This is a genomic window from Aquaspirillum serpens DSM 68 (assembly GCF_000420525.1).
Taxonomy (GTDB): Bacteria; Pseudomonadota; Gammaproteobacteria; order Burkholderiales; family Aquaspirillaceae; genus Aquaspirillum; species Aquaspirillum serpens.
This window is the reverse complement of record NZ_ATVC01000071.1, coordinates 1-12,462: the sequence shown is the minus strand read 5'-3', so window position 1 is coordinate 12,462 and position 12,462 is coordinate 1. Positions and strand designations below refer to the sequence as shown.

Annotated in this window: 12 protein-coding genes and 1 pseudogene; 7 read left to right on the top strand and 6 right to left on the bottom strand. The window is 52.2% G+C overall.

The genetic code is table 11. The annotated features are described in order from the left end of the window. Both G465_RS15900 and G465_RS15585 read left to right on the top strand, forming a co-directional pair. Positions 1 to 1,541, top strand: a pseudogene (locus G465_RS15900) (hypothetical protein); the annotation flags it as partial. Then, entirely contained in the window at positions 1,538 to 2,047 is a 510-nt protein-coding gene (locus G465_RS15585; RefSeq protein WP_081642771.1) for a DciA family protein, read from the top strand. The pseudogene G465_RS15900 and the gene G465_RS15585, both read left to right, overlap by 4 nt. On the opposite strand, the gene G465_RS14575 is transcribed toward G465_RS15585, so the two are convergent. The 6 genes from G465_RS14575 to bioB form a co-directional block, all read right to left on the bottom strand. Continuing rightward, the gene (locus tag G465_RS14575; RefSeq protein ID WP_040399689.1) at positions 1,941 to 2,834 is read right to left on the bottom strand and encodes a patatin-like phospholipase family protein; all 894 of its coding nucleotides are present in this window, start codon (positions 2,832 to 2,834) and stop codon (positions 1,941 to 1,943) included. The two genes, G465_RS15585 and G465_RS14575, sit on opposite strands and share 107 nt — an antisense overlap. Further along, positions 2,834 to 3,733, bottom strand: coding sequence for a malonyl-ACP O-methyltransferase BioC (gene bioC, locus G465_RS0111375; RefSeq protein WP_022654585.1), 900 nt, complete (start codon positions 3,731 to 3,733; stop codon positions 2,834 to 2,836). Before bioC ends, G465_RS14575 begins: the two co-directional genes overlap by 1 nt. Further along, positions 3,733 to 4,497: a pimeloyl-ACP methyl ester esterase BioH gene (gene bioH, locus G465_RS0111370; RefSeq protein ID WP_022654584.1), complete on the bottom strand. Its 765-nt coding sequence runs from the start codon at positions 4,495 to 4,497 to the stop codon at positions 3,733 to 3,735. Before bioH ends, bioC begins: the two co-directional genes overlap by 1 nt. Positions 4,498 to 4,512: 15 nt before the next feature. Further along, positions 4,513 to 5,685, bottom strand: a complete 1,173-nt coding sequence (bioF, locus tag G465_RS0111365) for an 8-amino-7-oxononanoate synthase (protein WP_022654583.1) — start codon at positions 5,683 to 5,685, stop codon at positions 4,513 to 4,515. 2 nt (positions 5,686 to 5,687) lie between these two features. Next, on the bottom strand, positions 5,688 to 6,308 hold the full coding sequence (locus G465_RS14570) for a hypothetical protein (RefSeq protein WP_022654582.1): 621 nt from the start codon (positions 6,306 to 6,308) through the stop codon (positions 5,688 to 5,690). 62 nt (positions 6,309 to 6,370) lie between these two features. Next, a complete protein-coding gene (gene bioB, locus G465_RS0111355; RefSeq protein WP_022654581.1) occupies positions 6,371 to 7,360 on the bottom strand; it encodes a biotin synthase BioB in 990 nt (329 codons plus the stop codon). Positions 7,361 to 7,385: 25 nt separating this feature from the next. On the opposite strand from bioB, the gene G465_RS0111350 reads away from it, so the two are divergent. The 5 genes from G465_RS0111350 to G465_RS14565 all read left to right on the top strand — a co-directional run. Next, a complete protein-coding gene (locus G465_RS0111350; RefSeq protein ID WP_022654580.1) occupies positions 7,386 to 8,078 on the top strand; it encodes a ComF family protein in 693 nt (230 codons plus the stop codon). Positions 8,079 to 8,117: 39 nt separating this feature from the next. Further along, a complete protein-coding gene (gene trmL, locus G465_RS0111345) occupies positions 8,118 to 8,582 on the top strand; it encodes a tRNA (uridine(34)/cytosine(34)/5-carboxymethylaminomethyluridine(34)-2'-O)-methyltransferase TrmL (protein WP_022654579.1) in 465 nt (154 codons plus the stop codon). A gap of 85 nt (positions 8,583 to 8,667) precedes the next feature. Further along, complete coding sequence (locus G465_RS0111340) at positions 8,668 to 9,603, top strand: septal ring lytic transglycosylase RlpA family protein (protein ID WP_022654578.1); 936 nt, start codon at positions 8,668 to 8,670, stop codon at positions 9,601 to 9,603. A 138-nt stretch (positions 9,604 to 9,741) separates the two neighbouring features. Further along, complete coding sequence (locus G465_RS0111335; protein WP_022654577.1) at positions 9,742 to 12,027, top strand: beta strand repeat-containing protein; 2,286 nt, start codon at positions 9,742 to 9,744, stop codon at positions 12,025 to 12,027. A 196-nt stretch (positions 12,028 to 12,223) separates the two neighbouring features. Next, positions 12,224 to 12,462, top strand: a 239-nt coding sequence (locus G465_RS14565) for a hypothetical protein (RefSeq protein ID WP_040399685.1), incomplete at its 3' end; no start/stop codon positions are given.

The window sequence follows — 12,462 nt, the reverse complement described above, 5'->3', positions numbered from 1 at the left end:
TGCCTGAGCCGTTGCCTGAGCCGTTGCCTGAGCCGTTGCCTGAGCCGTTGCCTGAGCCGTTGCCTGAGCCGGTGCCTGAGCCTCAACCAACCCTGCCGCCATTACCGCCGGTATTAGAGGACATTCCCGAACTGACTTTGCCGGTTGAGGAAGAATCTGTGTCAGGCTATGTGCCGTATGACACCACGCCACTAACCCTGCCGCCGGAACTGGAAATCCCCGCGCCAGAGGTGCCTGTTGCTGCGATACCGGTCGCCGACATCCCTGTGCTTGAGCCCTTAGACCCCATCACAGAGTCCATTCCGACGGTAACAGATCAAAATGCACCGACAGCCCCTGCTTTACCTGCCGAGCCTCTTAAGGCGTTGGATGACTTTGCTCTAGAAGATTTTCTCAACCCCACTTTCCCAGAAGTGGCGTTGCAGCAAGTGAACACTGCGGCCAGTTTCACGCCGCCGTTAGCACAGGCAATCGCCGACGAGCCACCAGCGACAGAACCGCCGGCATTGGAGACAACTGAGACAGCAGAAGCCGCACCGAGTGAGGCTGTCGCAAGTGAAGAACCTGCTGCATCTGAAGCCGCGCCACCTGCGCATGAGCGTGTGTTACACACCCATATTTTTTCCAGCAAAGACGCTGCTAGCAGCAGTTTGATGCCGCCAAAACATATCGACCAAGCTTATCCACGTTTGGTGGTGATGCGTACCTTAGCGGCGGCCTTGCAGTCGAATTGGGCACGTTTGGTCGCCGGCAGTACCTCACATTTCGGCTTATTCCGTGATGCACTGACCGTGTTAGAACAAGATGCCCCCGAACTCGACAATACCTTAATCAGCGATGCCATCGGAACCTTGGTCAGCATGGCCGATAATTTGCCACTGTCGGGGCCTAGTGATTGGGAAGCGCAACACACTGCCTCGGTACTGGCCGAATTAGGTAAAACGCTAGATCGTTTCCCCACCTCAGATGCCACGATCTTGCAACAGCTCACTGAGGCCCTAGCACAGCTCAAAGCCGGCGACCCCAATCCACCACGCTTTACCTTTGCACCAACACCTGTTGAATCCACTGCGCCAGCAGAACCCGAGCCCCCAGCGGTGATGGATATCCCACTAGAACCACCGATGTTGGAGAGTATCGCCATTGACGATATTCCCCATCTCAATACACCGTTGGTTGAAGATGCACTGGAAGACAGCGACGGCCAAGCGGCGATTGAACACGCAGCATTTTGTGCCCAATCGCGTGGCCTATTTGCGGCCATTACCCGTGAACGGCCGACGCATGGCGTAGAATCGGCACAACGCATGGCGGCAGCTTCGTTGTTGTTGGCGGAAGCGGCAGTGGTGGCAAAACAGATGGCGATTGCAGAATTAGCCGTAACCTTGGCAGATACGCTACAACGTCATGAAATTACTGGCAATTTGATTGAATTAGTCGCCGATAGCGTGACCGTATTGTCGGGCATGTTGGAAGAAGTGCGGCAAGGTTTACCTGCTACCCCTGCCCCCGATTTAATTGCAGCCCTGCGTGGATTATGAGTCGTCATCCCATCCATGACCTAGCCCGACAAGACAGCGGGTTAAGTCAGTTACTGCAACAAGCGCGCACCTTTGCCCGCATGAACCGGTTGTTTTTGACTTTGCTGCCGACCAATTTACATAGCAGCTGTCAGCTGGTCTGTGCCCGTGATGATGGTTTAGTGGTGTTTGCCCAATCGGGGATGGCAGCGAGCAAATTGCAGCGTTTTGAGCGAGTCATTTTGCAAGGTTTTGCCGCACGAGGCTTGCATTTTCCAGCGGTCAATATCGTGGTAAAGCCCAAGCAACGCGATAGAGCAGCCCCTAAAGCTGCCCCTATCAGCGATCAAACCTTAGCCGAGTTTGAACAGCTGTCGCATCGCATTCAACACCCTAAATTGCGCGCCAGTTTAGAACAACTTACTGCCCACCACCGCCGCGCCATGCCGCCAACTTGCGCTGAATCTCCGGCAACGCCGCCTTGGCCGCCCGCTCCCCCTCCAACATCGCCTGATGTTTTTGGTTGAAATCTGCCGCGCCAATGCCAGCAATCGCCGGCCGAATCACGACATCGGCACGGTTGAGTTCTTGAGCCCCTAATTTTTGCCCCATGATGGTAAAGGTTTGATCGAGGATAGACAGGGCGCCATCTGGGCGGCTGTGGCTGGCCTTGCTAGAAATATCAACCGCAATCACCACATTCGCCCCCATTTCGCGGGCTGCTTCTACAGGGACAGGGCTGCTTAAACCACCATCGACAAAGCGCCGCTTACCAATCACCACCGGTTCAAATACCCCCGGCACACTGCTCGATGCTCGTACTGCTTGCCCAGTGTTGCCACGTTGAAACAACACACGCTTACCGGTGTCCAGATCCGTTGCAACTGCGCCAAATGGCTTGGCTAATTTTTCAATTGGGCGTTTGTGGACTAATTGATTGACATAGTCCTCTAGCTTTTGTCCCTTAACCACACCACCGCTGCCAAAAGTCAAATCACGAACTTTCGACTCATCCAATCCAAAGGCCAGCGTTTGCAAGCGAAAGCCATCATAACCAGCGGCATACAGCGCCCCAACGACACTGCCAGCGCTGGTGCCGGTAACAATATGAACCGGAATACCGGCGGTTTCCAAGACCTTAATTACGCCAACATGGGCAAAGCCCTTCGCTGCGCCACCACCAAGCGCCAGACCGACTTTTAACGGCGGCGGCGGGGCGGTGGGAGAGGTTTTTTGTTCGAATAAAGGAGATACGCTGCTACACGCGGTCAGCATTGCTGCGGCCAGCGCCGCTACCATCAATCTTCGATTCATCATGCTTTAGGCCGTGGTTGAAATTCAATAATCTGACGACCATCGGCTAGGGCACGCGGTTTTTTCGGTTCGGCTTTCCAAGCATGGCCATAAATCACTTCATAAGTCGCCGGCAAGCGCCCGTCTCGGCGCAGGCTTTCATAGCGTTGTTCAATCTGTTGCCATGCTCGTTTCCCCATCAATCCGCGCCCGCGCCCTGCCATGGCATTATGAGCGCCGATGGCTTTCAAATCGCGCATCACACTTTTGACATCTTCATAGGTCAACACAATTTTTTCCATATCCATCACCGGTTCGGCAAAACCCGTGCGCACTAAGGCATCACCGATATCGTGCATGTCGATGAAACGGTTGACATGGGTATGACCATCGACACCTGAAAAAGCCTGCCGCAGTTCCATCAACGTATCTGGCCCTAACGTAGCAAACATAAACAAACCACCGGTACGCAATACCCGTTGCACTTCGCTAAATGCCGTATCGGGGGTGTTGAGCCATTGAATCGCAAGATTCGACCACACCAAATCAACACAATCACTGTGTAGTGGTAAGGCTTCTAAATCTGCACACACCAACGGTGGGTCTTTGTGTAATAAACGTCCGAAAAACCCGCGCTCCTGACGCTGTTTATCGCGAGAGAGGGCCAACATACGCGGCGCCAAATCCAGTTCAATCACCTGTGCTGTTGCATAGTGTTGGCGCAACTGTTGTGCGCCATACCCAGTACCGCTACCAGCATCTAACACCCGTTGTGGTTGATGGCGAATATAACTCAGCCGTTCTGCCATACGGTCGGACACTTCGCGTTGCAACACCGCCGCGCCATCGTAGCTGGCGGCGGCACGATCAAATGAGGCACGCACCCGTTGTTTTTCGGTGTCAAATAAAGAGGCTTCCATTACACATGTTCCGCTAAAAAGGGGCGTAAAGCCTGTAAAAATTCTGTTTCATGCGACAAAAACGGCGCATGTGAAGCCTGAGGAAAGACCTGTAATCGGCCATCAGCCACCCCGTCTGCCCACGTTTGTGCAGCAGCCAGCGGTGTCAACGCATCGCGCGCGCCAGCCAATACCAAGGTAGGTACGGTGATGTCAGCCAGATGGGGCCGATAATCGGTGTTTTGTAATAACTGCAGCGCCGCTAACAAACCGCTCGGACGGCCATGGGCAAACACCAGTTCACGCAAAGCAGCTAAAGTGGTTTTGGCACTGTCTGAACCCAGCGTTTGCAGGGCTAAAAAACGCTGAATTGTGGTTTCAAATTGTTGGTCGAGCTGTTGTGCCAATTGGTTCACCGCTTCGGCGGCTTGGGCGTGAGGCCAATCCGGTTGTCGGATAAAACAGGGACTCGAAGCCACTAAGGTCAGGCTTTTAACATGCCGAGGGTAACGCCGCGCCCAATGTGCAGCGATGAGCCCACCTAATGACCATCCGACCACTTGCACCGGCAAGGGAAAACTGTGGTGTAAACGCTCTACTACATCATCCAACATAAATTCCGCCACCGCCGCACTACGGCCATGCCCCGGCAAATCTGGCAGATGCACGCAGTATTGGTCAGCAAGCGCCTCGGCCACCCGTTGCCATACGCCACCATGCAATGCCCAACCATGCAGCAATACCACATCATGGCCAACGCCTTGGCTAGAAAAATAAATCGACATCGGTGTTTTCCAAAATTAAGACTGGGCAATCTGCCACAAGGCCGCAACAAGGGCGGCGACATCGGCCTGTTGATGTGCGGCCGACAGCGAGATGCGTAAACGGGCACTGCCCTCGGGTACAGTGGGTGGCCGAATCGCCGGCACCCACAAGCCTTGTTGCCGCAGTTGCTGAGATAAAGCCAATGCTTGCCCATCCTCACCAATCACCACCGCCTGAATCGGGGTGCGTGATGGCAAAATCGGCCACGGCAACCCTGCTGTGGCTTCGCGGAAGAAGGCAATATGCTGTTGTAAGCGTTGTCGGGCGGTGCTATCGCGAATCAGCGCTAAACTGGCTAATAAGGCACAAGCCAACGCCGGCGGGGGGGCAGTGGTATAAATCGCTGTCGCCGCACGGTTTTCTAGCCACGCAATCAACGACTGTGAGCCAACCACCACCGCACCAGCCACCCCAGCCGCTTTACCCAACGTCGCCATTACCACCACCTGTTCAGGCAGTGGGCTGGTAGTTGATAACACCCCCTGTTCAAACAGGGTGCCTTTCCCTTCACCGAGCACACCAAAACCGTGGGCATCATCGATATACAGCCACGCCTGATAGTCTTCTGCCAACTGCAACAAATCCGCCAACGGTGCTTCATCACCATCCATGCTATACACCGCATCAACGGCAATCAGCTTGCACTTTGCGTCACTGTTGGCGAGTAAGTGGCGCAGCTGTGACATATCGTTATGGTGAAAGCGGTGTAGTTGGGCCCGCGATAGCTGGGCCGCCGCATTGAGCGAGGCATGATTAAGACGATCCGCAAAAATCGCATCGCCACGCCCAACTAAAGCCGGTATCACACCCACATTAGCCAAAAAACCATCGCCGAATAACAACCCAGCCTCGGCCTGTAGCCACTGCGCCAAAGCCTGTTCAAGTGTGGCATGGGGACGAAGATGCCCATTCACCAATGCTGAGGCCCCTGCCCCCGCGCCCCATTGCGCCGCCCCATGTTGGAGGGCGGCAACGACTTCGGGGTGATTGGCGAGGCCTAAATAGTCATTGCTTGCAAACGACAACAGCGCTTGATCTGCAGCACTCAGTACCCTGCCTTGTGGACTGTCTAAGATGTGGCGATGGCGTAGCCGATGAATGGCGGCAAGGTGGTCTAGGGCAGAGCTGAGTTCGGCAGGGGTGGGCATCTTTACATCACATCAAAACTATCCAACAAAACCAGACCTTTGGTGGCTAATAACAATGCTTTGCCATTAAGGCCATAGAGTATGGTGTTGGGAGGTAAATAAATATCCGGCAAAACATGGGCTGGAATTGGTTGGGCATAAATCCACACATCGGTCGGCAGTTGCTTCCCTCGGATCAATTTTTTCTGCCAACCATGGGGCAGGCCTTTGCTATGGGCTAGGCGTTTCTGTAAGCCGGGTGGCAGCCCATCGAAGTTACGCGGACGTGAGGCATCGAAATAATCAGGAAATTCTTTGGCAAATAGCATGATGTCAGTGCGGTGATGGCGCTGAAAACGCGGGATGCGCTGCATGGTAGGCATACTTTGCATCTCAACCATCGGCTGCATTTCCATCATGGGCTGCATTTGCTGCATCGGTGCCATGTCCCGTGCCCGAGGCTCACGCAAACTTGCCCCCGCGCCGACTTCCCAACCGCCGCCATGCTGTGGGTGATGTTCGGCTTCGCTATGGGTCTCACGCTGTGGCTTGCTGCTATAGCTGCGGCTGTGGACAGGGGGATTGGCAAACGCCAAGCTGGTGGACAGCGCCAATAAGGTCGCCAACACGGTGGATTTGGTCATGCGAGGTCTCCTCCTCTGAGATCACAAAAGCAATCCGTGCCGGCGTTCTGATTGACTGTCGGTTATGACAGTGGGCGCAAATCGAGCTTGGTCATCAGTTTTCGGTCGTGGTCTGATTCCGGATTGCCTGTTGTCAGCAGCTTTTCCCCGTAAAAGATCGAGTTAGCGCCGGCCATGAAACACAGTGCTTGCATCGCTTCTGGCATGTCGTGGCGGCCTGCTGACAGGCGAACATAGCTTTTAGGTAGGGTAATGCGTGCTACAGCAATGGTGCGGACAAATTCTGTCCAATCAAGGTCTTCGGCATCAGCCAGTGGTGTACCTTCGACTTTGACTAATTGGTTAATCGGTACCGATTCGGGTTGTGGATCGAGGTTGGCCAGCTGTGCAATCAAGCCTGCACGGTCTTGGCGCGTTTCATTCATCCCCACAATCCCACCACAACAGACATGCAAACCAGCATCGCGTACTTTGCCTAAAGTATTGATACGGTCTTCATATTGGCGCGTGTGAATAATATCGTTATATTTTTCCGGTGCGGTATCCAGATTGTGGTTGTAATAGTCGAGGCCAGCGTCTTTCAGTTGTTGGGCTTGGTTATCTTTCAACATCCCCAAGGTGGCACAGGTTTCTAAACCTAAAGCTTTCACGGCGCTGACCATTTCTTTCACCGCTTCGAGGTCTTGCTGTTTTGGCCCACGCCATGCCGCCCCCATACAAAAACGGCTTGCTCCACGTTCTTTCGCCGCCTGTGCTGCAGCCAATACCTCATCCAGCTCTAACAGCCCTTGTTTATCGACGCTACCGCTGTGATGAGCGGATTGTGGGCAATAGCCGCAGTCTTCTGGACAGCCACCGGTTTTGATCGACAGCAAGGTCGATAGTTGAATGGTTTGGGGATCGAAATGCTCACGGTGCACACTGGCGGCACGATAGACCAAATCTAAAAACGGCATATCGAATAAGGCTTCGATGTCGCTCACCTGCCATTGATTGGCCACAGGATGAGGTGTTGCGGGGGTCGCAAAACGAATGGGGGTCGCAGTAGTCATGGCAGCCAAATACAGAGAGAAGAAAATGCCTCAAGCATCGTCAGCTAGGGCGGCGCTGTCAAACCTATTTCTGAATTTTTTGAACAATAGCTTAAAAATTCATCAAACCTGTTTACTCTGTGGGCAACGCTGTCCAGATGACTTTTGCCCTGCCTGTGAACAGGACTGGCAACAACAACACCGCCTGTGCCCACAAAAAAACGTTGTACCTTTACAACAGATTGCCGCTGCCTTTCCCTACCAATGGCCACTGACCCGTCTCGTGCAACAATTTAAGTACCATCGTCAGCTCACGTTAGCCGCGCCTTTGGCCCGTTTAATGCACCGTTATTTGCCTCACTACCCCCCTGAGGCTTGCCCCGATTTTTTGGTACCAATTCCGCTACATCCACAGCGTTTTGCTAAAAGAGGCTTTAACCAAAGTGCTGAATTGGCCTTACAGCTAGGGCATTTGCGGCAAATTCCCGTTTCTTTTCAATGTCTGGCGCGTACAATCGCCACCCCAAGCCAAGTTGGTCTTACCGCACAACAACGGCAACACAATCTTGGTCATGCATTTGCTGTTCGCCACCCAGTTGCAGGGCAAAAAATTGTGTTGATTGATGATGTAATGACCACTGGTACCACCTTGGCTCAAGCAGCAAAAACGCTGTTAGAAGCAGGGGCAAAACAGGTTGACGCTTGGGTATTTGCCAGCACCCCTGCTCATTTTTCTTGACCAAGTCTTTGATAAACCGTAAAAATCGGCACGCTTTGTATGTTTACTGTTGTTTTGTACCAGCCGGAAATCCCGCCCAATACGGGCAATATCATTCGTCTATGCGCCAATTCCGGCTGTGAGCTGCACCTTGTAAAACCACTCGGTTTTCCCCTCGAAGACGCCAAATTACGGCGGGCGGGGCTGGATTATCACGAGTATGCGCAGATGGTCGTACATGAAGATTGGGCCAGTTGTCTCAAAGCACTTGAGGGACGGCGAATCTTTGCGTTTACCACCAAAGGCCAAGCCCGATTTGATCGGGTGGCGTATCAGGCAGGAGATGTCTTTCTCTTTGGCCCTGAATCGCGTGGTCTCCCTGCCGAGGTGCGAGACATCCTTCCTCAGGATCGTCAGCTTCGTCTTCCCATGCGGCCCCAAAGCCGCAGTATGAATTTATCGAATACGGTCGCTGTGGCCATATTTGAGGGATGGCGGCAGCTTGATTTTGCTGGAGGATGCTAAACCCAGTGAGCGATCTGTTTTTTACCCTGACGAGGTAGAGTCAACAGAGCAAAGCCTTGGCGCAGCCGCATAAGGAGCTCAACCGATGCAAGCTAGTATCCGATGGTTGTGCTTAGTGTTTGCTGTCAGTCTTTTGGCCGCTTGTGCCACCCCTCAAACGGGGAAAAAGACATCATCTGCCAGCATCCGCAAAGCACAAACACCTTCGCCTACCACTTCCATCCCCTCCCCATCTTCTGTCTCAGACGGTGGATATTTTCAAAATGACGGCCCGGCAGCATTTGCGCCGGTTAACCTTGATGCCGTCCCCGACGCTTTGCCTAAAGTCGAAGCGCTCAATCCGTGGGCAAATCGCCCTTACACTGCCCTTGGGCAAACTTTTGTGCCAGATACCACCGACCGCAGCTATCAAGCACGCGGCATGGCATCTTGGTATGGCAGACAATTTCATGGTCGCAAAACCTCATCAGGTGAGCCCTATGATATGTTTTCCATGAGTGCCGCCCATCCCACCCTGCCTATCCCGAGCTATGCCAAAGTCACCAATGTGCGCAATGGCAAATCGGTGATTGTCAGGATTAACGACAGGGGACCATTCCATAAAAGCCGTTTGATCGACTTGTCGTATGCCGCTGCCCATCGCTTGGACTATTTGGATAATGGTCGGGCGGAAGTGGTGGTGGAACGGGTGTTACCGACAGATGGCTTGGGGGACGATTTGCGCCGGACTGGTTTGGCAAAAATCAATCAAACCGATTCGCCACTTTCTCGCCCCGAAACCCTGCGTAGTGCGGATGGCAGTTCGGTCTTTCTCCAGCTCGGTGCCTTTAGCACTCATGTCAATGCGGAAATTTTCCGCAGCCGAATGCAAGGCCTGTTGGATGATCAAGATACCGAAGGTGAAGTGGAAATCGTCAACCACGATGGACTTTATAAAGTCCGCCTTGGCCCATTTATTACCGTCTCCCGTGCCCGCGATGTGGCACAACGGTTAAATGTGCAAACGGTCGTGATGCGTTAAAAAACGCCCCACACTAAAGTAAAAAAGCGCGCTTTGAGTGCGCTTTTTTTATTGCTGTGTGCCATTTGCGAGTCATAGCCAACATGGTAGATTGTCGGCCAACTGATTTCTGCAGATGTTTAATTAAGGATTCGATCAATGATTAGCGAAGCACAACAAACGCAACTGGTACAAATGGCAGTGGGACTGTTTAATGCTGCGCCGGGTGTCACCTACATGAATGACTTTGCCAAGAGTCTCAACGCAGGGAGTGATGTGGCTGGCTTGGCAAAGAGTTTGGTGAACTCCCCTGCTTTTACGGCGCTCTACCCACTATTTGATACCAATGGTCAATTTGCGACCAAATACATGAACAATCTGCTTGGCAACACGGTTTCGGTTGCTAATAAAGAGTGGGCAGCAAATTGGATGGCAGGGCAATTAAATGCAGGGATGTCGCGTGCGGATGCTGTGTTGACCACCTTGGTCACTCTGCTGGGTATCTCAAGCAGCGATCCCAATTGGGGATTGGCAGTGCAACAATTTAACAACCGTGTTGATGTGGCGAAATATTACACATTGACTAAAAACGGCAATGCCACCGACTTGGCCAGTTTGCAAGGCACGGTCGCCAGTGTTGGCAGCGATGCTGCAAGCGTTACACAGGCTAAAACACAAATTGATAACAGCATTACACCTGTTGTACCACGTTCGTATAGTTTAACTGCAGCTAATGCCGTGTTAAGTCACACCGGAACTGCAGTGAATGTCTCTCCTGCTGGTAACTTATCAAGCAACGACGACACCATCACAGCCAACAATGCTACAGTTTTGTCTGGGGCCACATTATTAGACAACAGCACCACCGATAACGACACCTTAAACATCACCTTATCGAGTGCAGTCAGTATGGCGCCCACGATCAACCGTATCGAAAATATCAATATCGAAAGCTATAACAGCGGTGAGATGAGTCTTGCTAACGTGGTCAATAGCAAGACGATTACGATTAAAGGCACATCTTTTATTGGCACTGGCGCTAGTTCAGGACAAAGCTTCACCCTCTCTGAGATAAACGGTGCCCAAAAATTCGATCTTGCCAGTGAGACCGGCGCTGTCGATAGTCTGACTTTCCAATTGGTTGCCACAGGGGATGCGGCTTTATTAGATGTAGGGAATGGTAATCTGGAAAATATCAACCTGAACGTTAGCAGCAACAGCAGCCTAACGCTTGCGGAGGGTACAAACGGTGGTAATGCAGCTAATGTGGTGATCAGTGGCACCGCTAACCTGACGCTGACCAATGCAGATACCACCGCCAATAATGTGATCAATGCCGCTTCTTTAACCGGTGTACTCAACTATACCCATGCAGGTACAGCACACAGCACCGTTTCTGTTACCGGTGGCAGTGGCAATGATAGCTTTGCCTTTGCTACGGATAAAATCAGCGCCACGACGACTGTAAATGGTGGGGCAGGGACTGATACCTTGAATTTGACTGGTAACGCGGCACAAACTGGGGTCAGTTTGGCTGGGTTGAGCAATCTTGAAACCATTGCAATTGCTAATACAACAACCGATGTTTCTCTTTCTACCACAGACAACGTCGTAGCAGCCGGTGCTGTGCTTAATGTCATTACAGCACAATCTACCGGCAAATTGACCTTCAATGGCAGTTTAGAAATTGATGGTGGCCGTTTTAGCATCATCGGAGGTGCCGGTGATGATTCATTGACTGGTGGAATTGCCGCAGATACTTTAAATGGTGCTGCTGGTAACGATAGCCTTGTTGGTGGTGCAGGGGCAGATATGCTCGCCGGCGGAGAAGGTGCTGATACTTTTGTGGGTGGTGAAGGTGCCGACACCTTGATTTTGAGTGAAATTGCAGCAGCACGTGATGTCGTAGTCTTAAGTCACGCAGGTCTTGATATGGTGTCGGGCTTTGCTAAAGGCGCTGGTGCAACCAATGACGTCATTCGCTTAAGTCTCGCTGCATTGGAAACTCCGAGTGCATTAGCTAATGGTGTAACAGTCAATATCAGTAGTGGGAATTCGACAGATCTTAATGCAAATGACACTGCCACCATTCTGACGGTAAATGGTTCTACGACTTTGACAGACGCGAACGTGCTCTATATTGCAGGGAACTATGCCACTGTTGACGCTTTAGTTGATAGTTTAGGGACAGGTGGTAGCAGCAACACAAATGCGCTGACAACCAATCAAGCTATGACCGCAGGTGAAGCGATCACAATTATGTGGAACGATAATAGCGGGGCTGCACATATTGGTTTGTTACGTTTCACTGCAAATGTTGCAACCAGTGCAGCCCTAGTTGATGGGAACGTAGTTGTGCATGATTTGGTGCAACTCGTTGGCATATCTGCGGCCGAGTTAGCTGGTGGTGCGGACACTGTCACAAATATTGGGTGGACCGCTTAAGTTCGTGAGCCCCTCAGATTGGATATGCCCCCTGAATTCTCTCAGGGGGTGGCTTGTTGTTACCCAATGCGCGGAAAGCCTCGGGCCCGAGGTCAAGAGCGCGGACGCTGAAGGCGTCCTAGTGTGATGGTTTGTATTCTTCAGATTATCTTTGAATATCAATCATCACATCACAACAGCTTGCTATAATTTCGTCATGGAAACCGTAAAAACCCTCAAACTCCGCATCAAAGACAAGCACGCGAAAGTGTTGCTGGCAATGGCGCGTGATGTGAATACGGTTTGGAATTTTTGCAACGAAACCCAGTATCGAAGTTTGCGCCGTTATACCAACAAACCGCAAGTTTGGTTATCAGGTTTTGATCTGCAAAAACTCACCAGTGGTTTTAGCAAGATCTTCGTTGGCAATGTGAACGCCAAAGCACTAGCACAAAC